The 25,734-nt window shown below is 72.8% G+C and carries 19 protein-coding genes; 8 read left to right on the plus strand and 11 right to left on the minus strand.

What is annotated here, in order from left to right; translation table 11 throughout:
* Positions 1 to 427: 427 nt before the first annotated feature.
* On the minus strand, positions 428 to 3,907 hold the full coding sequence (locus ACFWVV_RS07955; RefSeq protein WP_384357938.1) for a BTAD domain-containing putative transcriptional regulator: 3,480 nt from the start codon (positions 3,905 to 3,907) through the stop codon (positions 428 to 430).
* A 386-nt stretch (positions 3,908 to 4,293) separates the two neighbouring features.
* Here ACFWVV_RS07955 and ACFWVV_RS07960 point away from each other — a divergent pair, with 386 nt between their 5' ends.
* The gene (locus ACFWVV_RS07960; RefSeq protein WP_384357937.1) at positions 4,294 to 5,910 is read left to right on the plus strand and encodes an MFS transporter; all 1,617 of its coding nucleotides are present in this window, start codon (positions 4,294 to 4,296) and stop codon (positions 5,908 to 5,910) included.
* A gap of 126 nt (positions 5,911 to 6,036) precedes the next feature.
* Here the strand turns inward: ACFWVV_RS07960 and ACFWVV_RS07965 are convergent, their stop codons facing one another.
* Positions 6,037 to 6,657, minus strand: a complete 621-nt coding sequence (locus ACFWVV_RS07965; RefSeq protein WP_384357935.1) for a maleylpyruvate isomerase family mycothiol-dependent enzyme — start codon at positions 6,655 to 6,657, stop codon at positions 6,037 to 6,039.
* A gap of 260 nt (positions 6,658 to 6,917) precedes the next feature.
* On the opposite strand from ACFWVV_RS07965, the gene ACFWVV_RS07970 reads away from it, so the two are divergent.
* A complete protein-coding gene (locus tag ACFWVV_RS07970) occupies positions 6,918 to 7,754 on the plus strand; it encodes an enoyl-CoA hydratase/isomerase family protein (protein WP_384357933.1) in 837 nt (278 codons plus the stop codon).
* Positions 7,755 to 7,802: 48 nt separating this feature from the next.
* Here the strand turns inward: ACFWVV_RS07970 and ACFWVV_RS07975 are convergent, their stop codons facing one another.
* Positions 7,803 to 8,999, minus strand: coding sequence for an SDR family oxidoreductase (locus tag ACFWVV_RS07975; RefSeq protein ID WP_384357931.1), 1,197 nt, complete (start codon positions 8,997 to 8,999; stop codon positions 7,803 to 7,805).
* A 289-nt stretch (positions 9,000 to 9,288) separates the two neighbouring features.
* Here ACFWVV_RS07975 and ACFWVV_RS07980 point away from each other — a divergent pair, with 289 nt between their 5' ends.
* Positions 9,289 to 10,527: a hypothetical protein gene (locus ACFWVV_RS07980; protein ID WP_384357929.1), complete on the plus strand. Its 1,239-nt coding sequence runs from the start codon at positions 9,289 to 9,291 to the stop codon at positions 10,525 to 10,527.
* A 107-nt stretch (positions 10,528 to 10,634) separates the two neighbouring features.
* Here ACFWVV_RS07980 and ACFWVV_RS07985 read toward each other — a convergent pair whose 3' ends face one another.
* Positions 10,635 to 11,069: a VOC family protein gene (locus ACFWVV_RS07985; RefSeq protein ID WP_384354715.1), complete on the minus strand. Its 435-nt coding sequence runs from the start codon at positions 11,067 to 11,069 to the stop codon at positions 10,635 to 10,637.
* A 314-nt stretch (positions 11,070 to 11,383) separates the two neighbouring features.
* Between ACFWVV_RS07985 and ACFWVV_RS07990 the strand changes: the two genes are divergently transcribed.
* The 3 genes from ACFWVV_RS07990 to ACFWVV_RS08000 are packed head-to-tail and all read left to right on the plus strand — an operon-like array spanning position 11,384 to position 14,984.
* Complete coding sequence (locus ACFWVV_RS07990; RefSeq protein WP_384354717.1) at positions 11,384 to 12,742, plus strand: discoidin domain-containing protein; 1,359 nt, start codon at positions 11,384 to 11,386, stop codon at positions 12,740 to 12,742.
* Positions 12,742 to 13,998: an MFS transporter gene (locus ACFWVV_RS07995; RefSeq protein ID WP_384354719.1), complete on the plus strand. Its 1,257-nt coding sequence runs from the start codon at positions 12,742 to 12,744 to the stop codon at positions 13,996 to 13,998. The genes ACFWVV_RS07990 and ACFWVV_RS07995 overlap by 1 nt, the downstream gene beginning before the upstream one ends.
* Positions 13,995 to 14,984, plus strand: coding sequence for a TolB family protein (locus ACFWVV_RS08000; protein WP_384354721.1), 990 nt, complete (start codon positions 13,995 to 13,997; stop codon positions 14,982 to 14,984). Before ACFWVV_RS07995 ends, ACFWVV_RS08000 begins: the two co-directional genes overlap by 4 nt.
* A 94-nt stretch (positions 14,985 to 15,078) precedes the next feature.
* Here the strand turns inward: ACFWVV_RS08000 and ACFWVV_RS08005 are convergent, their stop codons facing one another.
* The 4 genes from ACFWVV_RS08005 to ACFWVV_RS08020 all read right to left on the minus strand — a co-directional run bounded on the left by ACFWVV_RS08005 (position 15,079) and on the right by ACFWVV_RS08020 (position 19,051).
* Entirely contained in the window at positions 15,079 to 15,255 is a 177-nt protein-coding gene (locus tag ACFWVV_RS08005; RefSeq protein ID WP_384354723.1) for a hypothetical protein, read from the minus strand.
* Positions 15,256 to 15,409: 154 nt separating this feature from the next.
* Positions 15,410 to 17,023: an FAD-dependent monooxygenase gene (locus ACFWVV_RS08010; protein WP_384354725.1), complete on the minus strand. Its 1,614-nt coding sequence runs from the start codon at positions 17,021 to 17,023 to the stop codon at positions 15,410 to 15,412.
* 64 nt (positions 17,024 to 17,087) lie between these two features.
* Positions 17,088 to 17,771, minus strand: coding sequence for an O-methyltransferase (locus ACFWVV_RS08015; RefSeq protein WP_384354727.1), 684 nt, complete (start codon positions 17,769 to 17,771; stop codon positions 17,088 to 17,090).
* The gene (locus ACFWVV_RS08020; protein WP_384354729.1) at positions 17,768 to 19,051 is read right to left on the minus strand and encodes an isochorismate synthase MenF; all 1,284 of its coding nucleotides are present in this window, start codon (positions 19,049 to 19,051) and stop codon (positions 17,768 to 17,770) included. Before ACFWVV_RS08020 ends, ACFWVV_RS08015 begins: the two co-directional genes overlap by 4 nt.
* A gap of 125 nt (positions 19,052 to 19,176) precedes the next feature.
* Here ACFWVV_RS08020 and ACFWVV_RS08025 point away from each other — a divergent pair, with 125 nt between their 5' ends.
* Complete coding sequence (locus ACFWVV_RS08025) at positions 19,177 to 20,439, plus strand: hypothetical protein (RefSeq protein WP_384354731.1); 1,263 nt, start codon at positions 19,177 to 19,179, stop codon at positions 20,437 to 20,439.
* Here ACFWVV_RS08025 and ACFWVV_RS08030 read toward each other — a convergent pair.
* Positions 20,360 to 21,055, minus strand: coding sequence for a hypothetical protein (locus ACFWVV_RS08030; protein ID WP_384354733.1), 696 nt, complete (start codon positions 21,053 to 21,055; stop codon positions 20,360 to 20,362). The genes ACFWVV_RS08025 and ACFWVV_RS08030 overlap by 80 nt on opposite strands.
* A 516-nt stretch (positions 21,056 to 21,571) precedes the next feature.
* Here ACFWVV_RS08030 and ACFWVV_RS08035 point away from each other — a divergent pair.
* Positions 21,572 to 23,326, plus strand: coding sequence for a B12-binding domain-containing radical SAM protein (locus tag ACFWVV_RS08035; RefSeq protein ID WP_384354735.1), 1,755 nt, complete (start codon positions 21,572 to 21,574; stop codon positions 23,324 to 23,326).
* 117 nt (positions 23,327 to 23,443) lie between these two features.
* Here the strand turns inward: ACFWVV_RS08035 and ACFWVV_RS08040 are convergent, their stop codons facing one another.
* Entirely contained in the window at positions 23,444 to 24,388 is a 945-nt protein-coding gene (locus tag ACFWVV_RS08040; RefSeq protein ID WP_384354737.1) for a DMT family transporter, read from the minus strand.
* Positions 24,389 to 24,561: 173 nt separating this feature from the next.
* Positions 24,562 to 25,470, minus strand: coding sequence for a phosphotransferase family protein (locus tag ACFWVV_RS08045; protein WP_384354739.1), 909 nt, complete (start codon positions 25,468 to 25,470; stop codon positions 24,562 to 24,564).
* Positions 25,471 to 25,734: the final 264 nt, after the last annotated feature.

The raw sequence follows: 25,734 nt of genomic DNA on the forward strand, positions 1-25,734 counted from the left end.
GCGGGACCGGCCGTGGGGTGTGCGGGACCGGCCGTGGGGTGTGCGGGACCGGCCGTGGGGTGTGCGGGACCGGCCGTGGGGTGTGCGGGACCGGCCGTGGGGTGTGCGGGACCGGCCTCATCGAGTGCGAGGGGAGGCGGGGGACGGGCCCGCGCGGGCGCCGTTCCTCCGGCCGTGCATGACGCAATGGCGCGCGTCGAGTGATGTCGAGGTGGTCGAACTGGCGGTACGGCTGCGGTCGTTGGAGTCCACTTGGGAGCTTGGGGCGACGTCGCATGCGCGGCGGTCGTCGACGTTCACCCGGTCCGCGCTGATGATCCGGCCACGGTGGGAACTGCTCGACACCGCTCTGGAGAAGACCGGCCCACCCCTACCTGAAGGTCAGGGACCGCACGGTACCTACCCGGAGGTCAGGACCACCCGGCGCCTACCCGGAGGTCAGGGCCGGGTGCCGGAGGATGTCGGCCGGGGGGATGCCCTCGCCCCGGGCGTACGCGGCGTCGAAGCGGGCCGCGTCCAGGACGGTACGGGCTCGGGCCTCGATGCGGGCGACGTCGTCCCGCTCCCCCTCCGGCAACGGCGTGCCGACCGAGCGCCGGGCCGCCGCCGCGGCTCCGAGGAGCAGTGCGGCGTGCTCGGCCTGCTCGGTCCCGCCGGTCAGTGCCCGTGCGCCTGCCACTCCCTCCAGAGCCAGCGCCAGGGACCGGGCACCTGTGCCGCGGGCCGCCGCCACCCCGTCGAGCTGTAGTTTCAGGGCGGCGGCCGGCTCGCCGCGCAGCTCGGCGACGAAGCCGAGTTCGGCGAGTATCAGTGCGGGCACCTCCGGCTCGTACCCCATCTGCCGGTGGATCTCCAGGACGCGCCGCAGATGGGCTTCGGCGGCGTGCAGGTCGCCGGTACGGCGCGCCCCCATCCCGAGCCCGACCTCGGCGTACTGCTCGCCGAACCTGTCCGACTGGGTGACGGCAAGGCGGCGGGCCCGCTCGTGGAACTGCCGGGCGCGCGGGTGGTCCCGGGTGAGCAGGGCGATCCGGCCCAGGCCGGAGAGCTGGAAGGACACCGCGGGCCAGAGTTCCAGGTCTTCGGCGATCCGCAGCCCTTCGCGGCGCAGCCGTCCCGCGCGCTCGTAGTCGCCGGTCACCTCCGCGAGACCCTGGAGTTGCACCATCGCCTGGAGCCGGCCCCACTGGTCGCCCAGTTCCTGGAACAGATCGAGACTGCGCTCGCCGTACCGCCGCTGGGCGTCGAGGTCTCCGCGCAGCTGCGCGTGGAACGACCGGCTGGCGAGCGCGGCGGCCGTGCCCCACCGGTCTCCGAGCGAGCGGAACGTGGAGAGGGCCGACTCGATGAGCCGACTGCTCGGTGCCGGGTCGCCGATGCCGTACAGGTTGGACGCCACGAACCACTGCGCGCGCGCCCTGCCCAGCGGGTCGTCGACGTCCTCGTACGGCTGCAGGGCTTCGCGGTAGGTGCCGACGGGGTCGGCGCTGCCGCTGAGCAGCAGCCGGAAGCCGCCGAGCCAGCCCGACGCCTGCGCGACCAGAGCGGCGGGTACGCCCTCGGAGGCCGGTGCGGCGGCGGCCGACAGGGCCTGGGTGAGGGAGCGTCTGGCTTCGCCGTTGCGCCCCCGCAGATTCCAGTACCAGGCGAGGGCGTTGACCAGGCGCAGGGCGCACGTGGTGTCCCCGGTGCGCAGGGCGCCGTCGAGCGCGGAGCGCAGGTTCGCGTGCTCGGCGTCGAGGCGGCGCAGCCAGTGGCGCTGGTCCGGCCCGCGCAGGTGCGGCTCCGCCCGCTCGGCCAGGGACGTGTAGTAGGCGCGGTGGCGCTGCTGGAGGGCTGCGGTCTCGCCCGACCGCGCGAGCTGTGCCGTGGCGTACGCGGCGACCGACTCCAGCATCCGGTAGCGGGGGCCGTCGCCGGAGCGGGTGCTGTCGGTCATCAGGAGCAGCGAGCCGTCCACCAGCCGGGCCAGCAGGTCGAGCACGTCCTCGGGGTCCACGCCGTCCCCCGCGCAGAGTTCTTCGGCGGCGGCGAGTGTGCAGCCGTCGGCGTGCACGGCCAGGCGCCGCAGGACGGCCTGTTCACGGGGGCCGAGGAGTTCCCAGCTCCAGTCGATCACCGCGCGCAGGGTGCGCTGGCGTGCCGGGGCGTCGCGTGAGCCTGTCCGCAGAAGGTGGAAGCGGTCGTCGAGCCGCGCGTCCAGCTCGTGGACTCCCAGGGCCCGTACGCGGGTGGCGGCCATCTCCAGGGCCAGCGGGATGCCGTCCAGGCGCCGGCAGATCGACACCACCGCCTCGAGGCTGTCGGCGTCGAAGGTGAAGCGTGGCGCCGAGGCCGTGGCGCGGGCCACGAAGAGCTCCACCGCGCTGAACTCGCGTGACTCCTCCGGGGTCAGGCCGGTGGTGTCGGCGGGCCGGCGCAACGGGCGCACCTCTTCGAGGCGTTCGCCGGTGAGTCCGAGCGGCACCTGGCTGGTGGCGAGGATGCGCAGCGTAGGGACCTCCTTGAGGAGGTGCGCGGCGAGTTCGGCCACGGGGACGGCGACGTGTTCGCAGTTGTCGAGCAGGAGCAGGGTGGGCCGATCGCCGAGGGCGCGGGCGACACGCGCGGCCAGCTCCGGAGGCCGGCCGGCGGGGAGGGACGCGTCGTCCCGCAGGCCGAGCACGGCGCCGACGGCATCGGCAACGGCGGTGCGCGGGCGGGTGGGTGCGTCAGGTTGTGCGCCGGTGTGCGCGTCCGGGCCTGCGGCGGATCGCACCGGCACGGCTGTCGTGGCCGGGGCGGGCGTCGTGGCCGGCACGGCTGTCGTGGCCGGGGCAGACGTCGTGGTGGGGGCGGACGTGGCCGGGGCCGGGGTGGCCGAGGCCGACGTGGCTGGGGCCGGGGTGGCCGCTTCGGGGGTGGGTGGTGCGGGGTCCAGGGCGGCGAGTTCCACGAGGTGGGTGCCGCCCGGGTAGGAGTCGCCGAGCTGTCCGGCGGTGGCCAGGGCGAGCTGGGTCTTGCCCACTCCGCCGGGCCCGGTGAGGGTGACCAGGCGGTGGGAGCCGAGCAGCGTGCGCAGCTCGCCGATCGCCTCGTCCCGGCCGATCAGTCCGGTCAGCGGGGCCGGCAGATTGCCCGGGCGGCGGGCCGCGGTGGTCACCGGGGCGGGCCGGGCGGCCGGCGCCCGGTCCTGGGCGAGCATCGACCGGTGCAGTGCGGTCAGTTCGGGGCCGGGGTCCACGCCTAGGTCGTCGGCCAGCCGGGTGCGCAGCTCGGTGTAGCCGCGCAGCGCCTCGCCCTGCCGGCCGGCCAGCCAGAGTGCCCGCAGGTGCGCGGCGCGCATCCGTTCACGGAGCGGGTGCAGGGCGACCAGGTCGCTCAACTCGTCGGCGAGCAAGGCGTGTTCGTCGAGCTCCAGGCGCAGCTCGGCCTGTTCCTCGACAGCGGTCAGGCGCTGTTCGTCCAGCCGCGCGGCAGAGGGGCGGGCGAACTCCTCGTCGGCGAAGCCCGTGAACGCGGGGCCGCGCCACAGGGCGAGCGCGTCCGCCAGCAGGGCGGCGCGGGCGCGGGGTTCGGCCGTCGACCGCGCCCGGGCGAGGAAGTCCTGGAAGCGGTCGGCGTCGACCGTGCCGGGAGCGGTGTGCAGGGCGTACCCCGGGGTGCGTGAGACGACCAGGGACCGGCCGCCCGGTTCGGCGGTTTCGAGCACCCGGCGCAGCTGCCACACCTTGGTCTGGAGGACGCCCTGCGGGTTGCGGGGGAGTCTGCCGCCCCACAGGTCCTCGATCAGCCGGTCCGCGGAGACCGGCCTGCCGCGGTGGGCGAGGAGGTGGGCGAGCAGGGCACGGATCTTCAGCTCGGGGACCCTGACCTCCGCCCCGTCCGCCGTCCATACCTCCAGCGGTCCCAGTACCCCCCAACGCATGCGATCAGGCTAACCGACGGCCCCGGCCGCCGGTCCCGGCCCGGACGGGAGCGGACAGGACGGGAGCGGACAGGACGGGAGCGGACAGAGGGCGGGGCCGGGAGAGCGGGGCCCGGAAGAACGGGAGCCAAGAGAGCACCTGAGGTGCGGCCCGATGGCCCGGGAGAGCGCCGGGAGAAGTCCGGGAGAGGTCCGGGAGCGGCACCGCGCACCGTGAAGTCCACCGAGGCGGGACCCGCCGCCCCGGGCCCGCCCGCGGCCCGCTGCGCCCGCAGTCCCCGCGTCCACACGCCCACCGACACGTACTCACACCCGCACACCCGCACCCCCGTCCGCACCCGCACCGCACCCGCCGGTCTCCACAAGAGTTGGGAAACCCGAAACCCATGTCTCCGATCCTCCCCAAGTCACCTCCCCCGAAGGCCGGTGCGCGGCAATGGCTGGGGCTCGCCGTGCTGGCGCTGCCCACGCTGCTGATCTCCCTCGACCAGAGCGTGCTCTACCTGGCCCTGCCGCATCTCGCCGAGGCGCTGCGCCCCACGGGCACCCAGACGCTGTGGATCATGGATGTCTACGGCTTTCTGATCGCCGGATTCCTCATCACCATGGGCACCTGGGGCGACCGCATCGGCCGGCGCCGACTGCTGATGATTGGTGCCGTCGCGGTCGGTCTCACCTCGGTGGCGGCCGCGTACTCGACGAGTGCGGAGGGACTGATCGCCACCCGCGCGCTGCTCGGTGTCGCCGCCGCGACGCTGATGCCGTCGACGCTGGCCCTCATCGGCACCATGTTCCAGGACCCCCACCAGCGGGGCCGGGCCATCGCCGTGTGGGCGGGCTGCTTCATGGGCGGTACGGCACTTGGCCCCGTCGTCGGCGGCGTGCTGCTCGAACACTTCTGGTGGGGCTCGGTGTTCCTGCTCGGAGTACCCGTGATGGTGCTGCTGCTGATCGTCGCGCCGCTCGTGCTGCCCGAGTACAAGGACCCGGACGCGGGCCGGATCGACCTGCTCAGCGTCCTGCTGTCACTGGTGGCGATCCTGTCGGTCGTCTTCGGCCTCAAGGAGCTCGCGCGTTACGGGCTGCGGCCGGTGCCGCTCGCCGCGGTCGCCCTCGGTCTGGCCGTCGGTTGGCTGTTCGTACGGCGGCAGGGCAGGCTGGCACACCCGCTGCTCGATCTGAAGCTGTTCCGGGTGCGTGCGTTCACCGCGGCGTTGCTGATCCTGATGGTGTCGATGCTCGGGACGGGCGGTGGCTACCTGTTCATCACCGGCTTCCTCCAGATGGTGGAGGGCATGTCGCCGATGGAGGCGGGGCTGTGGATGGTGCCCGCGGCGGTCGCCTCGGTACTCGCCGCGCAGGTGGCGCCGATCCTCGCGAAGCGGTTCCGGCTCGGCACCGTGATCGGGGCGGCCCTGCTCGTCGGAACGGCGGGATACGCGATGCTGGTCTTCGTCGACCCCGTCGGCGGGACCCCGCTGCTGCTGACCGGCTTCGTGATCATCTTTGTCGGCGTCGGTACGTTCGGGTCGCTCGGCACCCACATGGTCGTCGGTTCGGCCCCCGCCGAGCGGGGCGGGTCCGCGGCGGCCCTCTCCTCCATCAGCGGTGACCTCGGCAACGCGCTCGGCGTCGCCACGCTCGGCAGTCTCGGCGCCGCCGTCTACCGCGGGACGCTCGCACCTCCCACCGGCACCCCTTCGGGCGCGGGTGACGCCGCCGCGACGAGCATGGAGGGCGCGGTCAACGCCACCCGTGAACTGCCTGCCGAGGCGGCCGAGGCCCTGCTGACCGCCGCCAGGGCCGCCTACACCAACGGGCTTCACGCCATCGGCGTGGCCTGCGCCCTCATCACGCTGGTCAGCGCCGCCCTCTCGCTGACCGTACTGCGCGGGCGCGGGAGAGCCACCCCGCCCGATCAGGACAGCAAGGCTCCGTGGGACAACGAGCGGCAGGACGACGGCAGGGCCGCGGCCCCAGAGGGATCGCTCTCGGGGGGCTGACGGCGGCGGCTCGGACACCTCAGGCCGTCAGCGTGCGTCCCCCAGGCCGTCAGTGTGGATCCCTCAGCCCGCCTGCGTGGTCCTCAGCCAGCCTGCGTGATCCCTCAGCCTGTCCGCATGGATCCCTCAGTCCGTCAGCATGGTCACTCCGGGACCGGCGAGCTCGTCCAGTGCGGCCCGCCGCCCGGAGACGGCCAACAGCAGGGCAAGCGCGGGGCCCGTGACCTCCGGGCCCGTCCCGAGGGACAGGCCGGTGTCCGTCGCCGTCAGCCGGATGCGGGCGGTCAGCTCCTTGGCCCCGCCGAAGGCCGCCGGAGTACGGGCCTGGAGGCGGAGCGCCCTGCTCACGGCCTCCCCCGGGTAGACGTGGGTAACGCCCAGGGGCCTGCGGATGTCCTCGCCGTGCACGACCTCCTCGACGAGCCGGGTGTCCAGCGGCGCCGGAGGAGCCGACCTGCGCCCGGCCACCTGCCGCAGACGTGCCAGGGTTTCCGCGGGTGAGGCACCGCGCTCGCGGCGCATCCCGCGCGCGTTCAGCCGGTCGAAGTCGAACCGGGCCCGCACCAGGGCGACGACGAAACCGGTGCGGGTGGTGCGGGCGCTGTCGACCAGGTGGGCGGCCACGTCGTGCACCGTCCAGCCGTCGCACAGGGACGGCTCGTCCCACTGTTCGCTCCTCAGGCGGGTGAGGTCTTCGATCAGCGCCGTGCGCTCCGCGTGCACCAGCGCCCAGATGTCGCCCGTCATGTGCGTTCCCCTCGTCCGACTGCCCGGTCGCAGTGTCGTGGGGTACGACTCTCCCCCGGACCGGAACTCATCGCGCGGTCGCCGCTGGTTCCGCCCACTGCCGCCCCACCGGGGCCGGCCGGACCCATGCGGGCCGACCCGTGCAGGCCCGGTCCATGCCGGGCCACCCGTGCCGGGCCACCCGTACTGCCCCATCGCTGCCCCGTCCGGCCTCTCCGCGCTAATCTGACGCCCCATCAGTTCAGTGGGAGGGGCGACGGATGATCGACACCATCGGCACGGACATCCCTGAAGGGCAGCAGCGGCTGCGGCTGGACGTCGGGGAGGACGGCCTCGGCACGGTCACCCTCTGCCGGCCCGCCAGGCTCAACGCCTGGAGCTGGGAGTCCACCCGCCAGTTGGGCCTGCTGGCGGACCGGATCAGGTTCGACGACCGCATCAGGGTGGTGCTGCTGCGGGCGGAGGGGCGGGCCTTCTGCGCCGGCATCGACGTCACGGCTCCCGGCGGTGCGATCACCGGCCGCTCGCCCGCGCAGCGGACCCGCAACTATCACGAAGGCATTCGCTGGGCGCACGAACGGTTCGCCGCCTTCGCACGGCTCCCGCAGCCCGTGGTCGCCGCCGTCCAGGGGTACTGCCTGGGCTTCGGTTTCGAGCTGGCGCTGATGGCCGACATCCGGATCGCCGCGGCCGACGCCGTCTTCGCCCTGCCCGAGGCCACCCTGGGCGTCGCGGTGGACGCCGGCGGCGACCTGCGCATCGCGCGGGACGCGGGGGCCGGCTGGGCCAAGCTGCTGGCGCTGACCGGCCGCCGCATCGACGCCGCCACCGCGGAGCGGCTGGGACTCCTGCAAGAGGTCGTCGCGCGGGAGGAGTTGGATCGGCGGGCCCGCGCCACCGCGGCCCGGATCGCCGCCAACGCACCCCTGGCGGTGCAGTCCGTGAAGCGCGCCATCGATGCCTACGCGGACGCGGCGATGGCCTCCGCGCTGGACCGTACCGCCCTGGCCGCGGCCCTCACCCTCACCTCCGAGGACGCGGCCGAGGGGTACGCGGCGGGGGCGGAGCGGCGCCCGGCCCGCTTCGAGGGAGCGTGAGCCGACGGGAGGACCGGGGACTCCTTCCAGAGCGGTGCCCGAGGGCTCCTACCCGAGCCCCTCGGGGCGGAACGGGCCGCGTCCGAGCTGCTCGCGCACCGTGACCACCGGCGGGCTCACCACCCCGCGGCGCTGCCAGTTCGCTCCGTCGACGACGAGGGTGTGCCCGGTGATGTAGCGGGCGTACGGGGAGGCGAGGAAGGTCGCCGCCCAGCCCAGCTCGCGCGGCAGACCGACCCGGAGCGCGGGCTGCCGGGAGCCGAGACCGGCGAGCGGGTCCGCAAGAGCGCCGGGAAGCGGGCCGGGCCGGTCACCGGGACCGGGGATTGGGGCGGGCGGCTCACCGGCATCGGGGAGCGGGGCGGGCGGCTCACCGGCATCGGGGAGCGGGGCGGGCGGTGCCGCCGGCGATCGCGTCTTGTCCGGTCCTGCCATGGCTGATCCCGCCATGCCTGGCCCCGCCGCGCGTGGTCCCGCCATGCCTGGCCCCGCCGCGTGTGATCCCGCCATGCCTGGCCCCGCCGCGCGTGGTCCCGCCGCGTATGGCCCCGCCGCCCGCAGGCCGTCGCGGATGTCCGCCGTCATGTCCTCGTGCGGCATGAGGCCAGGCACGAGCCCGTTGATCTGGATTCCGTACGGCCCCCACTCGACGGCCAGCGTCTCCACCAGGTTCTTCACCCCTGCCTTCGCGGCGGAGCTGTGCGCGAAACCCGGGCCGCCGGTCCACGCGTACGACGCGCCCACACAGATCACCGACCCCGGGGTCCCTGCCGCCAGGTGGCGGCGCCCGAATTCGCGGGTCATGAACCACGTCCCGGTCAGCGTGATGTCGACGACCGCCCGCCAGGCGTTCGGCGACATGTCCTCGGCCGGTACGGGGAAGTTCGCGGCCGCGCTGTTCACCAGGACGTCCGGGGTGCCGTGCTCGGCGAACACCCCGGCGATCCGCTCCGGATCGCGGATGTCGCACGTCGCCGTCCGCACCCCGGCTCCCAGTGCCGCCAACTCCGCCTGTGCGTCCGCCAGATGACCCGCGTCGCGGCTGACGAGCAGCAGGACGGCGCCGAGCCGTGCGAACTCCGCGGCGATCGCCTTGCCGAGCCCCGTCCCGCCCCCGGTGACGAGTACGCTCCTGCCCCGGTACGTCGCCGGAGGCAGCGCGCTCGCCCCCACCGCCGGGGGCTCGGGCAGACCGCGGCGCGGCGGGCCGTACCGAGGGTCCGCCGGCTCCCTCGCTTCGCTCATTCCACTCATTGCGGCATCCGAGCCCAGGACGGACGAGAAGGGAAGGCCCGCGGGCCGCCCGGCGGGCTCCTCCGCCACCGTGGGACCTTCGGCCCGACTTTGGCGCAAAGTCCTGGTAATGGGCTGTGCGCAATTCTTCAAAGGGGCGAGAAAAGGCACGGAATACGGTGCGGGACCTTTGGATTCGGCGCCTTCACCGACCGAAACGAAGGCACGACAAGGGATGCACCATGGATTTCGGAAAGACCGTGCCAGGGAGGCTTCCCTGACCGTGCAAGGAGGTTCCCCCATGCGCAAGGCATTCACCGCCTCGGCGATCACCGTAGTGGCGGCCGCGGCACTCACCGTGCCCACCGTCGCGTTCGCCGACGCCCCGTCCCCCTCTTCGCCGGTCGGCAGCGTGTCGGCACAGCAGAGCACCGACGACCAGCAGGGCCAGCAGGGCCAGCAGGGCCAGCAGGGCCAGCAGGGCCAGGCGAACGACCAGACCCAGCAGGGCGACCCGCAGGACGGCACCCGGCCCCCCACCCCGGACCCGGATACCCCGTCCGACAAGGCACAGGTGTCCGCCCAGCTGTCCTCCCCCGCGGACCCGGCCGGTTTCCACGCCGGGGAGAGCGTCACCCTCAGGGCGAAGACCTCGGGCAACGCGTCCGGCGGAGTCACCGTGTCGTCCGCCGCGTTCGGCACCACCCAGCTCGCCCCGACCGACGCGTCCGGCACCACCTGGGCCGGTACCGCGACCATTTCCCGGAACGCCGGCATCGGCACCCTGCCGGTGAAGATCGTGGCGGACTACGGCGACACCGGTGCGCAGGCCTCCGCGAACATCCTGGTCAACACGGACACCACGCCCCGCCCCGACCCCACGCCCACGCCCACGCAGGCCTCCATGAGCCTGTCGACGGACGGAGCGAAGCCCGGCGACCAGGTCGAGATCACCATCGACAACGGTGACCTCAAGGGCGCCGCCCGCATCGAGTCCGGGGCGTTCGGCGGCACCGTGAACCTCACCCCCGAGCCGGACTCCTCCGGCTGGTACGGCACGGCCACCGTCGATGCGCACGCCGAGCCCGGCTACTACCGGGTGGACGGGTACGTCGGCAACCAGAAGATCGACTCCATCAAGTTCGGGATAGCCGACACGGCCACCGGCCCCAAGAACAAGCACCACACCGTGCCCCGGCACCACACCGTGACCCCCGTCCACCGCCACACCGTGACCCCCGCCCGCCACCACGCGGTGACTCCCGCGCGCCACCACCACGCCGTCGCGCCCCTGCACCACAGCGTGGCCCCGCACCACAGCGTGACCACGCACCACCCCGTGGCACCCCTGCGCACCTCCCACGCCGTCTCTCCCGCGCAGGCAAACGGCCACAGGACCCCGGCGGGCGCCGTCGACGCGGGAGCCTCCGGCACCCCCGGGTCCGGCCCCAACCCGGGTCTCGTCGCGGGCGCGGCAGGCCTCTCGGCCGCCGTACTGCTCGGCGGTACGGTCCTGTGGCGCCGCCACGCCCAGCGCTGAAACACCACCACCGGGCGCGGGCCTCGCGGGGCCGCGGCCCCGCGAGGCCCGAAGCGGTGGAGCAGCTCGTCGCCGTCGCCGAGTCGGACGGGTGCCTCGCGTCCGAGTCAGTCCAGGCAGAACTCGTTGCCCTCGACGTCCTGCATCCCGAGGCACGACTCGTTGTAGCCGTCGGCCACGAGCAGTTGCCCGCGTACGGCGCCCAGCGCGACCAGCCGGGCGCACTCGGCCTCCAGCGCGGCGACGCGCTCCTCGCCGACCAGACCCGTGCCGACCCGTACGTCCAGGTGCACCCGGTTCTTGACGGCCTTGCCCTCGGGAACGCGCTGGAAGTACATCCGCGCGCCCGCGCCGGTGGGATCCATGGCGACGAACCCCGCTCCCTGCCGCTCCGGCGGCAGGGAGCGATCGTACGCGTCCCAGCTGTCGAAGCCCTGCGGCGGCGGGGGTACGACGTATCCGAGCACCTCGCACCAGAAGCGGGCGACGCGTTCCGGTTCCCGGCAGTCGAAGGTGACCTGGAACTGTTTCACCGATGTCATCGGGCCACCCTAACGCCCGCGACCAGACGGAACTCATGATTATTTCCCGCCCAGTTGGGGTCACGCGTGACCTGGGCCGGCGCACACCCGGCCCGGGACGGCGTATCCGGAGAGCCTCCGTCCAAGTACTGGTAGGAAACCTTCCTATCCACTACTCTCCCTGACGGCGGCTTGGCGCGGTGCCCTACTTGCCATGGGCATGACGCGCTCAGCGAGAGCTCTGACCCGGCCGCCGCACCGCCGCCCCCTGCCCGGGGCGGTGTTCCGCACGGTGTCCAGCTCTCGTCGCCCCCCCAAGGCCAGGGAGTCCAGGTATGCGCCTGAACATCTCAGCTCACCTCCCCACGTCCCCCGGCAGACCACACACCCCCCACACGCTCCTCCTCTCGTTCGCCGCCGTGCTCGCGCTCGTCGGCGGACTGCTGCTCGCCTCGCCCGGTCGGGCCGGGGCCGCCGCCGACCCGGTCATCTCGACCGGCAAGCCCGCCACCGCCTCGTCCACCGAAACCTCCGAACTCGCCGCCACATACGCCTTCGACGGCGACCCTGCCACCCGCTGGGCCAGCGCCGAGGGCGCGGACCCGCAGTGGGTCCGGGTCGACCTGGGCGCCACCGCCGCCGTCTCGCGGGTCAGACTGACCTGGGAGGCCGCCTACGCCAAGGCGTACCGCGTCGAGATGTCCGCGGACGGCGTCGCCTGGACCCAGATCGCCCAGGAGACGGCCGGCAACGGCGGCACCGACGACCTCACCGGTCTCTCCGGCCAGGGCAGGTACCTGCGCGTGTACGGCACCGCGCGCGGCACCTCGTACGGCTACTCGCTCTTCGAGGCCGAGGTCTACGGCACCCTCGACGGCGGCCCGCCGCCCACCGGCGCCTTCACCGTGGTCGCGGCCGGTGACATCGCCGCCCAGTGCACGGCCTCCAGCAGCAGCTGCGCACACCCCAAGACCGCGAAGCTCGCCCAGCAGATCAACCCGAAGTTCTATCTGACGATGGGCGACAACCAGTACGACGACGCGCGGATCAGCGACTTCCGCAACTACTACGACAAGACCTGGGGCGCCTTCAAGGCGAAGACCCGCCCTGTCCCCGGCAACCACGAGACGTACGACCCGGCCGGTTCGCTCGCCGGATACAAGTCGTACTTCGGCTCCCTCGCCTACCCGCAGGGCAAGAGCTACTACAGCTACGACGAGGGCAACTGGCACTTCATCGCCCTCGACTCCAACTCCTTCGACAAGAGCGAGCAGATCAACTGGCTCAAGGCCGACCTGGCCGCCAACAGCAAGAAGTGCATCGCCGCCTACTTCCACCACCCGCTCTTCTCCTCCGGCGGGCACGGCAACGAGCCCGTCTCCAAGCCGGTCTGGAAGATCCTGTACGGCGCCAAGGCCGACGTCGTCCTCGGCGGCCACGACCACCACTACGAGCGCTTCGCCCCGCAGGACCCCGAGGGCAACGCGAAGGCCGACGGAATCGTGCAGATCGTCGGCGGGATGGGCGGCGCCGAGCCGTACCCGATCGAAGAGGTCCAGCCCCACAGCCAGAAGCGGATCAGCGGCCCCTACGGCGTGCTGAAGATGGACTTCACCGACTCCGGCTACGGCTGGTCGTACGTCGGCGTCGACGGTCAGGTGAAGGACACCAGCCCGAAGTACAGCTGCCACTGATGTACTTGGCAGCCAACGGCCGCCCGGACGCGTCGCCCCACCCCACCGGGGTCGGGCGGCGCGTTCCGCCCGCCGTCCTCGCACTCGGCACGGTCAGCCTCGTCACCGACATCTCCTCCGAGATGGTCACGGCGGTACTGCCGCTCTACCTCGTCCTGGGACTCGGTCTCTCCCCCCTCCAATTCGGCTTCCTGGACGGCCTGTTCAACGGCGCGACGGCGCTCGTCCGGCTGCTCGGCGGGCGGCTCGCCGACCGCGGCGGCCGGCACAAGCGGGTCGCCGGGGCGGGCTACCTGCTCTCCGCGCTCTCCCGGCTCGGCCTGCTCCTGGCGGGCGGCGCCACCGCCGGAATCGCCGCGTCGCTCGCCGCCGACCGGCTCGGCAAGGGCATCCGCACCGCCCCGCGCGACGCCCTGATCTCCCTCAGCGGCCCGCCGGAAACACTCGGCCGCTCCTTCGGCGTGCACCGGGCGATGGACACCACCGGCGCGCTCCTGGGCCCGCTCGTCGCCTTCGCGGTGCTGTGGGCGACCGCCGACGCCTACGACGCGGTGTTCGCCGTCAGCTTCTGCGTCGGCCTGTTCGGGGTACTGCTGCTCATGGTGTACGTACCCCACGCGGCCGGGGCGCCCGCCGCCGCGAAACCCGTCAAGCACAGGCCCCTTCGCGACCCCGCTTTCCGGCGCGTCCTGTACGCGGCCTGTCTGCTCGGCGCCGCCACCATCGGCGACGCCTTCCTCTACCTGCTGCTCCAGCGCTCCCTGGACCTGTCGCCCACCCTGTTCCCGCTGCTGCCGCTCGGCGCCGCCGCCGGCTATCTGCTGCTCGCGGTGCCGGTGGGCCGGATCGCCGACCGGACCGGGCGCCGCCTGCCGTTCCTGCTCGGGCACACCGCGCTGCTCGGCGCGTACGCCGTGCTGCTCGCCCCCGTCTCCTGGACCACTCTCGTGGTCGTCCTGGCGCTGCTCGGGATCTTCTACGCCGCCACCGACGGCGTCCTGATGGCGCTCGCCGGCCCCGTGCTGCCGGCGCGCGGCAGGGCGAGCGGGTTCGCGATCCTGCAGACGGGCCAGGCCCTGGCCCGGCTCGTCGGCGCCGCCGGATTCGGGGCGGCCTGGACCTTCTGGGGCCAGGAGAGCGCCCTGTGGGTGGCGGCACTCGCGCTGGCTGCCGCGCTGGCCGCCGCCTGGCGCGTCCTGCCCGCTCGGGCCGCCACCCCGTCCCCACCCTCCTCCCCCGCCTCGGAGGCGTCATGAACCCCCGCACCCGGCAACTCCGCCTCGTCCTCGTCGTCGCCGCCGTACTCCTCCTCGGCGGCGGTTCCCTGGGATACGTCCTGCACGCGCGCCAACGCGAGCTGCCGCAGCAACAGGCGCACACCGACGCCTCGTTCACCCTGTCCGCACCCGGGCTCTACTTCCGGGACGCGGCCACCGGGCGGGTCGCACGGCAGCCCGGCGGCGCGGCGGCGCGCGTGACGGGCGGCCCCTCCTGCGACCGGTTCTACGCGGCGGGGCCGCGCGCCCTGTGTCTGCGGAAGCTTCCCGGAGTGCCCGCCCGCACCCAGGCCCTCGTACTCGACCGGCAGTTGAAGGAGATCCGCCGGGTGACCGTCGCCGGCATCCCCAACCGGGCGCGGGTGTCCGCGTCGGGCCAGGTGCTGTCCTGGACGACGTTCGCCACCGGCGACTCCTACAACACCACGGCGTTCTCCACCCGTACCGCGATCCTGGACCTGCGCACCGGCTATCTGGTCAAGTCGATCGAGGAGATCCCGCTGACCGTCGACGGGGCCCGCTACCACTCCGCCGACGTCAACTTCTGGGGCGTCACCTTCGCCCGCGACGACAACCGCTTCTACGCCACCGTCTCCTCCAGGGGCAGCACGTATCTCGTCGAGGGCGACCTGCGGAAGTGGCAGGCCAAGGCACTGCGCAAGAACGCCGAATGCCCCTCGCTGTCGCCCGACAACACCCGGCTCGCCTTCAAGAAAAGGGTGTCCGACGACTCCGAGGCACCCTGGCGGCTGTACGTCCTCGACCTCGCCACCCTGCGCGAGCACCCGGTCGCCGACACCCGCAGCGTCGACGACCAGGCGGCCTGGCTGGACGACACCACCCTGGGCTACGCCCTGCCGGGAAGCGAAGGACGCAGGAGCGACATCTGGTCGGCCCCCGCGGACGGCACCGGCACCGCCCGCCTGACGGTCCCGGGCGGCTCCTCACCGGCCGCCGTGCGGTAGGCCGGAGGATTACGGACGTGCCGGGTGCCAGTACCGCCCGGTACCGGCGGGCAGGGACGGGGCGCCGGTGGGGTGGAGTGGGATGGCCGTGGACTCAGTGCGCCAGGGCGGCCTTCAGCCAGTGCCGGATCGCAGGGGTGACCTCGTGGGTCAGATCGGCGAACTCCTCGTGCTTGAGCAGGAACTTCGCCACGGTCGGCGCGGGGCCGGACGTGGGCGGCGGGTTCTCGCCCGGGGCGCGGCGCGATTCCCAAGTGTCGCTTGTTTCCACAGGTCAGATGCCTTTCGGTACGTCAGCAGTCACAGGCCGCCAGCATCGCACCTGGAGGGACCAATGCCGTGCTCACCCCCATCGTCCATGACGGCAGTCCTCGCACTGCCGCCGCTTCCTGGCCCCAACTCCGTTTTCCAGTCCCTCTGGTCCCTCATGACGGCCCGGCCCCCGATTCGGTGGTGCCGCCCTCGGTGAACCGTGTGAGGTCCTCGCCCCCTCGGTCGAGGGGAGACAGCCGCATCCATTCCCGCATGGCGTCGGTCCGCTCGGCGCCGCGCGCGCCGGGGTCCGTGGTGTCGGTGGCCCAGGCGATGTGTCCGTCCGGGCGGACGAGGAGTTCGACGGTGTCGCCGATGCCGGAGCCGGGCGCGGAAGCGGAGCCGGGCGTGGAGCCGGAAGCGGAGCCGGGACGCGGCGTCCGTGCGGTCACCGCCGTGACGTGCTCCGGGGCAGCGAAGTGCGCATGGTCGCCGGCCAGTTCCAGCAGGAGGAACCGTCCGTCGTGGAGCAGGTCGTAAGTACGCGAGACACGTCCGTCCGGGAGGGTGAGCGGCAGGTCCGGCAAGCGGCGGCCCGTCAGGGGGTGCGCGGCGGGGGTGGCGGGCGGGTAGACGGTGTCGAGCGCGGAGAGCCGGCCGGCGAGGTGCCGGTTGGCCTCGGGCAGGGCGAGAAGGGTGTCGAGCAGCTCGCACAGCAGCTTGGCGGGGCGGCGGTAGCGTTCGACCAGGGGCAGTTCGACGAGGAGCGTCTGGGCCTCGGTGCGTTCCGTGACGGCCCGGCCGACCGGTCGGCGTTCGGCGTCATAGGAGTCGAGCAGGCCCGGGGCGGCCCACCCGTGGAGGCAGCCCGCCAGTTTCCAGCCGAGATTCATCGCGTCCTGGAGACCGGTGTTCAGGCCCTGGGCGCCCACGGGGAAGTGGATGTGCGCGGCGTCGCCGACGAGGAGGAGACGGCCGGAGCGGTAGCGCTCGGCGAGGCGGGTGGCGTTGCCGAAGCGGGACAGCCACGTCGGGTTCCCGATGCCGCAGTCGGTGCCGCACACGTCCTGGAGCGAGGTGCGGAACTCGGCGGGGGTGACGGGTGTGGTGGAGGGGATTCTCATGCGTGCGGGGTCCATGAGCACGAACCGGGTCAGGCCGGGTTCCAGCCGGGAGACGAGGACGCCGTGCTGCCTGGCGCGGTCGAGGTGCGCGTGGTCGGCGGTGGCGAAGTCGCCCACCATGGCCGTGAACGACTCGTCGGTGCCGGGGAAGGCAATGCCGGCGGCACGGCGGACGGTGCTGCGGGCGCCGTCGCAGCCTGCCACGTATGCGGCCAGCATCGGGCGCGGCCCGGAAGGACCGCGCAGTTCCACCTCGACGCTGTCGTCCTTGACACTCAACGCCCGCACTTCGTGTCCGCGGTGGATGCGGGCACCGAGTTCGAGGGCCCGCTCCTCCAGCAGCGCCTCGGTTCGCGACTGGGCCAGCAGCAGGGCGTGCGGCTGCGAGGAGGAGAGCACGGAGAAGTCGAGGGGGGTGCGCAGGGTCGCGGCGAACTGCCAGCCGGGTACGGTCCGGCCAACCGCCAGGAACCGTTCGGCGAGGCCGCGTTGGTCCATCAGCTCCAGGCTGCGCGGGTGCAGGTTGAGCGCACGTGAGTTGCGCTGCGGGCGGGTGCGGCGTTCGACGACGTCGGTCCGTACGCCGGCGAGCGCGAGTTCGGCGGCGAGCAGCAGGCCGGTGGGTCCGGCACCCACGACGAGCACCTCGGTCTCTGGTTCCACGTGTGCCTGCCTCTCGTCCCCACCGGATGCCGGACTCCGCTGTGCCTGTTGGTGCCGGATCGCTCTACGCGGGCTCGGATCGTCTGCGGGCGAGGGTCAGCCCGTCGGCCACCGGCAGCAGCACGGACTCGACGCGCGGATCGGCCCGTACATGAGCGTTGAACTCGCGCACGGCGCGTACGTTCCCGCCTGCGTGCGGCAGGTGGACGCGTCCCTGCTGGAGCACGTTGTCGGCGATGAGCAGTCCGCCGGGGCGAAGGCGCGGTACGAGGAGGTCCCAGTACTGGCAGTAGTGGGGTTTGTCGGCGTCGAGGAAGACGAGGTCGATGTCCTCGCGTGCCGGCAGGGCGGCCACGGTCTCCAGGGCGGGACCGATCCGGAGGTCGATGCGGTCCCCGACTCCGGCGTCTTGCCACGCCTTGCGCGCGACGGATGTCCATTCCTCGGAGATGTCGCAGGTCAGGATCGTTCCGCCGGGGCTCAGGCCGGTTGCCAGAGCCAGGGTGGAGTAGCCGGTGAAGGTGCCCACCTCGACGATGTTCCGCGCGTTCACGAGGCGGGCGAGGAGGGTCAGCAGGGTGGCTTGTTCGTGCGGTACGCGCATGAAGGCCGGCGGCCCGAGGGCCTGGGTCCGTGCCGCGATCCACTGCTGGACGGGGGTCGGGGGTTCGCCCTGGTCCACCAGGTAGTCGTACAGCTCGCGGGTGAGGGGGACGGTCTTCAAGTGCGGGTGGGGGGTTTCGGTCACCGGGGTGCTCCCGTCGGAGTGAGGTGCGGAGGCATGGCGGCGCGGGTGTCGTCGAGCGCGTCGCGCATGGTGGCGAGCTTCGCTTCGGTTTCCGCCGACTCGGCGTCGGGCGAGGACCCTTCGACGATGCCCGCCCCCGCGTAGAGGCGCAGCTCTCCCCTGCGGGCCTCGCCGCACCGCAGGGCGATGACCCAGTGGCCGTCTCCCTTCTGGTCCATCCAGCCGACCAGGCCGGAGTAATAGCGGCGGGGTAGGGGCTCCAGGGCGCTCAGGAGGGCGGCCGCGCGGGTGGTGGGCGTGCCGCAGACGGCGGGGGTGGGGTGCAGGGCGCAGGCCAGCGCCAGGGACGAAGGGGCGGGAAGGCGCAGTCGCGCCCGGATCGGGGTGGCCAGGTGCCACAGGCGTCCGGTGGCGTACAGGCGGGGAGCTGCCGGGATGTCGAGCGTCCGGCACAGCGGCTCCAGGAGGCGTCGGAGGGTGTCGGTGACGTGCCGGTGCTCGGCGTGGTCCTTGGCGGATCGCAGGAGTGCGGTGGCCAGCTCCCGGTCCAGCGCGGGATCGGGGTCACGGGGTGCGGTGCCTGCGAGGGGTGTGAGGGTGAGCAGGTCGCCGGTCCGTCTCAGAAGGGTCTCCGGTGTCGCGCCGACGAGGACCGGGGCCTCCCGGCACGCGGACGGGCAGGGCAGGGAGACGGAGAAGAGGTGCGCGGCGGGTTCGCGGCGGGCGAGCGCGGTGAGCAGGGCCGCTGCCAGCTGCCGGGGCGAACCGCTGTCCGGCAGGGGAATGCGCAGGGTGCGCGCCAGCACGACCTTGGACACGGTGCCTGAATCGATCGCGGCCAGGGCCTCGCGGACAGCGGCCCGGTAGGCGCGGGGCGTGGGCTCGTACACCGGCGACTCCGGGGGCCCGGCGCACGGAGCGGCGAGGGCAGCGGAAACGGGCGTCCGCCCGGGGGCGCACTCCGGCTGGAGAGCGCGCAGGGTTTGCGGGCGGCTGCCGGGCCGGTGGGTGTGGCGCAGGAGGCGCGTCAGGAGAAGATGGGCGGGCGCGCTCTCGTCGAAGGGGACGGCCCCCACGACGGCGGTGCCCGGCGGGCTCGTGCCCAGGGCCAGTTCCGCGGACCGGGCCAGGGAGCGGAACTGGCCGGGACCGGTGGTCGTCGGCAGTCTGTCGCCTTCGCGGGAAGCGGCCAGGGTCAGGCGGGGAGTGGAGAGCAGCCAGTGCTCGGAGCCCCCGTCGGGAGGCAGGGGCGGATGTCGTCGCGCGGAGGGGAGGAGCAACTTTCGTACACCTCTTGACGGTTCGTCATCTGATGGTTGGTCAAGATGCATGCAGATGTGCGCCTGGACGGTAGTCACGTCCGGGAGGTCGGTCATGCGCAAGGGTTGCTGCGGAAGGGAGAGCCATGACACGTGTTCTGGTGCTGGGGGAGTTCCGGGCGGACAGGCTCGTGCCCGCTCTTCTGCGGTCCGGCGCGCAGGTGACGGTGCTGGGGCACACCGACCTCACGGGTTTCCTGGACTCCAGGGTGAGCTGCGCCCTGTTGCCGCGCGGCCTCACGGAGGCGTCCCTGCGTGCCCTCCTCGACCAGCACCGGGCGGACACCGTGGTGCCCGCCATGGCATCCCCCGGCCAGGAGCAACTGCTCGCGCTGTACGCACGGGTCGGCCACTCGGCCGGCGGCCGGCGGATGCCGGTCCACTCGGAGGCGTTCGCCGCACTGGCGTGCGACAAGGTGGCCCTGCACCGACAGGCGGTCCGGCGCGGATGGCCCGTACCCACCGGGACCGTGTGCGAGCATCCGGGTCAACTGGGCGAGGCCGCCCGGCGGGTGGGCTTTCCCCTGCTGGTCAAGGAGGCACGCAGCGAGTCCTTCGCGGGCCGGCACTTCGTCCGTGGGTCCTCCGGCCTCACCGCGCTCCGTGACGTCCTCACGTACCCGGTACTGGTTCAAGAGGCTCTCCAGGGCGCGGAGTTCGCCATCGAGCTGCTCACCCTCCCCTCCGGCACGGTCTGCTGGCCCGTCGCCGCACTCGGCCCCCTCGACGGCGACTGCGCCCCGGGGCGGCGGGCCCGGGTACAGCCCGCCGTCCTGCCCGCTCCGGCCCGTCACGCCTTGAGCGCGCTGGTGCGGGACATCGTCGGGACGTCGCCGTGGGGACCGTGGCAGCTGGACTTCGCGGTCACCCGCGACGGGCAGCTCCGCCTGATCGAGATCAACGGCCGGCTCGGCGGTGTGTCCAACATGAGCTGGGCCGCCACCGGCACCGATCCGCACCGGGCGCACGCGGACGCCGTGCTGCACGGACGGCTGCCGGAGCGGACCCACGCCGTCCGTGCCGCGCTGGAGGTGCCGGTGCCCAACGGCACCGCGCTCCCGCCGCCCCCGCCCGGCACGACCCTGACGGCGTTCACCGCGAACCCCGGCTACCCCGGCCCGTACACCTCCGGAGCCCACCGCGCGGTGCTCGGGCTGACGCCCGCGCACGCCCCCGCGGTACGCGCGTGGCTGACCAGGCTGCCCGCCGCCGCTCTTCTGGTGCCCGCCGATTCCGCCCTCGCCGTGCTGGAACAGGGGCTGGCGGCGCTCAGTGCGGGGACCGCACCTCCGGCGCGTGCGGCCTCGCCAGGAGCGAGGGCCCGGCCGGTCCGGCGCACAGATCGGTGATGAGTTTGCGGGCCCGTCCCGCGGTGACCGGCGTGACCCCGTGGATCAGCTGCGCCCCGTACACCAGGGTGGTCCCGGCCGGCGGGCGGCACAGCCACCGCGTGGCGGCGATGTCGTCGAGCGAGAGGGGGCCGGATCGGGCGGTGATCTCGTGCACCAGCCGGGTGCCGGACTGGAACACGTCGTCGGCCTTCGTGGTACGGCCGGTCCACAGGTCCTCGCACGCACTGGTGTCGAGGTAGAACTCGCCGCCGCTCTCGGCCTCCTGGAGGTTGAACACCACCCTGCCCAGCCGGACGGGACGCTCGTCCGGATCCCCCATCCCGTGAACGTGCGAGCGGATCCGGTCACCGGGTTTGAGGTCGTGGTAGAGCCACGGGGCGACGGATTGGGCGGACGGGAACGCCCGGCGGATGACGGGCATGGCACGGTCGATCGCAGCGTTCAGGATCTCCTGTACGGCGGCGGCGACGGCGAGCCCCTCACTGGGGCGGGCCGGCACCCAGCCGGTGACGGCCAGCTGGTCGTCGACGATCTTGGTGACCTGGGCGGTCTCGTCGGGGGTGAGGAAGCTCTCGATCGTCTGCAGGGCCAGAGTCTCGGACGTGTTGATCACTTCTGTGCTCCTCTCGCGGTTCCGTGTTCCCGACCCATTGGAGGACCGTCCCCGTGCGAAACACAGGGCGGCCGTACGGGCGCGCCAGCGCACTGCGTGCCGCCCACGAGCACTCGGCGCAGCCCCGGAATCCGGCCCGTGCCCCCGTGCGCCCCACCGGGGCTCCTGGACGACTGAAACCCCGTGTCCGTACGGCGCTCCGGTCGTGCCGGCCGGCTCCCCCTGTCCGTACGACGCGGTCGTGCCGGCCGTCCCGGCCGTCCCTGGCGCACGCCCGCGCCCGGGCACGGCGACAGTTCGCCGCTACCGAAGGGGATTTTCCGGCTCCGGTGTGCGGGAACCTCTCGGCCCTCACGGCCCCATGCGGCGGTTCACGCCATTTACCCGTGGAGGACTGGCCGGAAGGGGGGAAGTAGGTGACGCTCGACACGAATTCTCCGTTCGAATCGGACAGTTGGAGCGCTCGTGACGCGAACTGGTTCCCATTCACCCCTGGTCGTCGAAGATCCCACGGTCATGTTCTCCAGTGCCCCGCAGCGGCCGCCGCTGCGGCATCTGGGCCGGCCCTCTCTGCGTACGTCGCGGTCCGGCACCCGGCGGCGCGACCGGGGCGAAGCCCCCCGCGTTCTGCTGCTCGTGCCTTCCTACACCCGCGTCGTGGAGCCCTCACCCCAGGGGAGCAGCTTCCGGTCGCTCGGACTGGACACCTTCGAGGTCATGAAGCGGGCGGGCACCCCGATCGGGCTGCTGCGCATCGCGGCCAACGCCCGCCTCGCCGGCTTCGACGTCCGTATCGTCGACTCCCCGTTCGCCGGCTGGGAACAGGAGCACCGGCTCGTCGACCTCGGGGGCGGCAGCAGCCTTGTCCGCTACGGTCTGGACGACGCGCAACTCCGCAAGCTCATCGAGGAGTTCGAGCCGGACGTCGTCGGCGTGCAGTGCATCTACACCGTCCAGTGGGGCAACGCGCGCGCCCTCGCCGACCTGGTCAAGGACATCGATCCGGCGATCGTGACCGTTACGGGCGGCGCACACCCCAGCGGCGACTGGCGGTACGCCGTGCCGGACTCCCCGTTCGATCACGTGGTCATCAACGAGGCGGACCAGACCTTCACCGCTCTCCTGCGGGCTCTGACCGAGGAGGACGGTGACCTCGACGCGGTACCGGGCATCGCCTATCGGCGCGCGGACGGTGCCGTGGTCCGGACGAGCGCGATGTCGCCGTACATGCGCATCCTGCCCAAGCGGCAGGGGCTGGACCAACGGCTCGGCATGATGCCGCTGCCGGACTTCGGAATGCTGGACATGAGCCAGTACCAGCAGGGCTACCACTCCTCGGGCAAGCGGGTGCGCGACCACGGGTCCTGGGCCCAGATCTTCTCGACCATCGGCTGCAACGTCGGCTGCGACTTCTGCTACATCCCGATGGTGAACGGCCCGTGGCGGGCCCTGGGCACCGACTGGTTCGACCTGCACCTCGCAGAGATCACCAAGCAGGGCGTCACCGAGGTCCTCATCGAGGACGACCACCTGCTGCACGATCCGCTGTACGCGATGCGGGTCTTCGAACTGCTGCGCAAGCACGACCTGCCGTGGGTCGAGGAGGGCGGCCTGAGCCTCTTCAACCTGGTCCTGCTGCACCTGGGCGAGCGGTTCGCCGACAGCATGGCCGATTCCGAGCGGCGCAACCCCAACTTCCGCAACATCCTCGCGGCGATGCGGTCCGGGCTCACCTGCCGGGACCTGATCAAAGCCATGGCCGACGGCGGCTGCTACAGCGTCTACCTCGCGGTCGAGAGTGCCAACGAGGACAGCCTGGTCGAGTCCGGCAAGCCCCGGCTCAACGCCTTCCAGCAGGCGACCGGCGAGATCGTGGAGATCTTCACCGAGTACGGCATCCAGGTCACCGGCGGGTTCATGCTCGGCTTCGTCAATCCGCCGGAGCGGCCCGGTGCCGAGCCGTACATCGAGACGCTGGAGCAGATCGAGAAGACCATCGACTACGCGGTCACGCTCATGGACCACGGCATGGCGTACGCCAACCCCTTCATCGTCACCCCGCTGCCGGGCACGAAGATGTGGGAGTTCCAGAAGGACTACGTCGTACGTCACTACGACAACGGGTGGTCGCACGAGAAGGCGACCATGGCGACCGACAAGTGGAGCGCCAAGGACATCGAGCGGATGCGGCTGGAGCTGCTGGTGCGTGCCAACGGCGCGGACAAGGTGACCGAAATGGTCCGTCGCGGGACCTGGCCGGTGGACGCCTGACCCTGCCGGGCCCAGCCTTTCGCCGGTGGCCGGGCCCGGCCCTTGACGGCGGTCGGGCCCGGCCCCGTGACGGCGGTCGGGCCCGGCCCCATGACGGCGGTCGGTGGCCGGGCCCGCTCAGTCGCGGCGGCGCGCCGCGCGCAGGGCGTCCGCCGACGCGAGCATGGCACCGCCGGCGATCAGCACGCTGGCGACGGCGACGGGCCAGCTCGCGGCAGCCCGCCCGGTCGCGACCAGCAGCGCGGTGGACAGCAGCGGCGCGAAGTACGAGAGGGTGCCCAGAAGCCGGATGTCGCCGTGCTTGGTGCCGTGGTCCCAGACGTAGAAGGCACCGCCGACCGGCCCGAGGCCCAGCGCGAGCACCGCGAGCCACTGCCACCCCTCGGGCCGGACCGTGGTTTCGAACAGCAGGTGGCATACGGCCGCGAGCACCGCGGTGGCCAGACAGAAGAAGGCGACCATGTCCGTGGGGACCTGCGGATACCGGCGGTTGGCCACCGAGTACGCCGACCACACCAGCGCGCAGACGGCGGCTGCCGCGTACCCGAGCAGGAACTCACCGCGAAGGTTGACCCCCTGCCCACCGGTGACCAGCAGGAAGGTGCCGCCGAGCCCGAGCAGCGCGCCCGCGGTGTGCCACCAGCGCAGCCGCTCGCCCGGCAGCAGCGCGGAGAACACCACGATCAGCAGCGGCCACAGATAGGCGATGAGTCCCGCGTCGACCGCCGGGGCGTTGCGCAGGGCGAGGAAGTAGAAGAAGTGGTAGCCGAACAGTCCGCCGATCCCGAGCACCCAGGCACCGGCGGGCAGCCCGCGCACGAGCGCCGTGCCGCCGCGGACGGCCCGGGGAAGCCCGATGACCGCGCCGACCGTGAACGCCATGGCGGTGAGCTGGAACGGAGGTATGCGCCCGGTCAGCGTGGTGAAGAGCGCCAGTGAGGCCCACAGCAGCACGGCGACCGCGCCGATCCCGGTCGCCTGCAACTGCCCTGCGGGGCGCAGCGCTTCACCGCGCGTGACCCCCGTTCCGACGACGTCGCCCTGAGTGTTCCGCGCGTCCACCCGTCCTCCTGTCCGCCGCGTCGGCCAACGGCACATCGGCCGCCCACCACCGTAATGACGGCAACGCCACGGCAACAGCTGTGCTTTCCGGCCAGCCACGGCACTGCTCCACCGGCCCCACCGCGGGGCGGACAATCGTTCCGGCCCACCGTGTCCAGCGGGCCCGGCACGGTTCACGCGAGTCGGCCGCCCACCCCGAGCGCGAGCTCTCGTGCGTGGTCGGCTGCCGCCGGTCCGCGGCGGGGGTCGGGCGCTTCGGAGAGGAAGACGAGAGCCAGCATCAGCGCCGCGTCCAGGCGGCACAGCAGCGAGAGCGGATCGCTGTCGGGCGGAGCCGTGGCCGTCGTCGCGTATCCACTGCGGATCGCTTCCACGTCGAGCTCGTTCTCCGGGTAGCGGGCGTACTCGACCAGCCGCCCGAACTCCACCGCCGGGGACCCGATCAGGGCGTTCGACCAGTCCAGCAGGGCGACGGTCCGCCCCCGCTGTCGCCGGATGTTGTCGCTGCGGACATCGAGGTGCACAAGGCTGCCCCCGTCCAGGCCCGTGAGACGGGCGGCGGCAAGGGACGTGTCCGGCGGGTCGGGCCAGTCGTCGACGAGGCGGCCGATCTCTGCCCATCGGCGGCCGATTCGGCCGGTGATCGCACGCGCCGTAGAGACTCCCTCCGCCGCGACGGGCATCAGATGCGGCGGCTGCACCTGATGAAGCCGTGCGAGGAGCTGCCCGAGCGCGAAGGAGTCGAGATCCGATCCGTCGTCGGGGACATAGGCGGACAGCAGTACGTCGGGGGACGCCGGCTGGTCCGCCAGGACGAGTTCCTTCGGCTCGGGGACGGGCAGACCGTGGGCGGCCAGGTGCCTCGCGATCTCGTACTCCTGCAGGAGCAGGGCCCGGGTGTCCACCTGGGGGTCGTTGGCGTTCGAGTCGAACCGCCGGTGCGCGAGACGCACCGCCACGGGCAGCCCGTCACGCCCCCACGCCCGGTAAACGGAGAACTCCAGTCCCTGACCGACTGGTTCCAGGCCGCTCAGACCCCACCGCTCAGCCAGCCTGTCCCAGCCGGTGAATCGCTCATTCATCCTGTGTGCCCCCGGGGTCTGACGGTCACGGTCAGCGGTGATCCTGCTCTCCCTCAACAGGATGAAGGCAACAGGCTGAGACCAACAGGCTGACACCTCCGCCGCATCGGCCGAGGTGCCGTCCCGCCCCACCCCCGCGGGGACCCGCGCGCAAGTGCGCGGACGTACACGGCGCTTGGACGGCCGACGAAGGGCGGGCACTCCGGCGGCAGACGGACGAGTGCCACCCCCGGTCCCACAGCGCCCAGTCGCGCCCAGTGCCCC

Source organism: Streptomyces sp. NPDC058663 (assembly GCF_042716745.1).
Taxonomy (GTDB): Bacteria; Actinomycetota; Actinomycetes; order Streptomycetales; family Streptomycetaceae; genus Streptomyces.

Excerpts from the sequence above, each read along its gene's own strand:
- ACFWVV_RS07990 (WP_384354717.1), top strand. The coding sequence starts at position 11,384 with ATGCGCCTGAACATCTCAGCTCACCTCCCCACGTCCCCCGGCAGACCA.
- ACFWVV_RS08035 (WP_384354735.1), top strand. The coding sequence starts at position 21,572 with ATGTTCTCCAGTGCCCCGCAGCGGCCGCCGCTGCGGCATCTGGGCCGG.
- ACFWVV_RS07955 (WP_384357938.1), bottom strand. The coding sequence starts at position 3,907 with ATGCGTTGGGGGGTACTGGGACCGCTGGAGGTATGGACGGCGGACGGG.
- ACFWVV_RS07970 (WP_384357933.1), top strand. The coding sequence starts at position 6,918 with ATGATCGACACCATCGGCACGGACATCCCTGAAGGGCAGCAGCGGCTG.
- ACFWVV_RS07980 (WP_384357929.1), top strand. The coding sequence starts at position 9,289 with ATGCGCAAGGCATTCACCGCCTCGGCGATCACCGTAGTGGCGGCCGCG.
- ACFWVV_RS07965 (WP_384357935.1), bottom strand. The coding sequence starts at position 6,657 with ATGACGGGCGACATCTGGGCGCTGGTGCACGCGGAGCGCACGGCGCTG.
- ACFWVV_RS07985 (WP_384354715.1), bottom strand. The coding sequence starts at position 11,069 with ATGACATCGGTGAAACAGTTCCAGGTCACCTTCGACTGCCGGGAACCG.
- ACFWVV_RS08000 (WP_384354721.1), top strand. The coding sequence starts at position 13,995 with ATGAACCCCCGCACCCGGCAACTCCGCCTCGTCCTCGTCGTCGCCGCC.
- ACFWVV_RS08045 (WP_384354739.1), bottom strand. The coding sequence starts at position 25,470 with ATGAATGAGCGATTCACCGGCTGGGACAGGCTGGCTGAGCGGTGGGGT.
- ACFWVV_RS07975 (WP_384357931.1), bottom strand. The coding sequence starts at position 8,999 with ATGAGCGAAGCGAGGGAGCCGGCGGACCCTCGGTACGGCCCGCCGCGC.
- ACFWVV_RS07995 (WP_384354719.1), top strand. The coding sequence starts at position 12,742 with ATGTACTTGGCAGCCAACGGCCGCCCGGACGCGTCGCCCCACCCCACC.
- ACFWVV_RS07960 (WP_384357937.1), top strand. The coding sequence starts at position 4,294 with ATGTCTCCGATCCTCCCCAAGTCACCTCCCCCGAAGGCCGGTGCGCGG.
- ACFWVV_RS08025 (WP_384354731.1), top strand. The coding sequence starts at position 19,177 with ATGACACGTGTTCTGGTGCTGGGGGAGTTCCGGGCGGACAGGCTCGTG.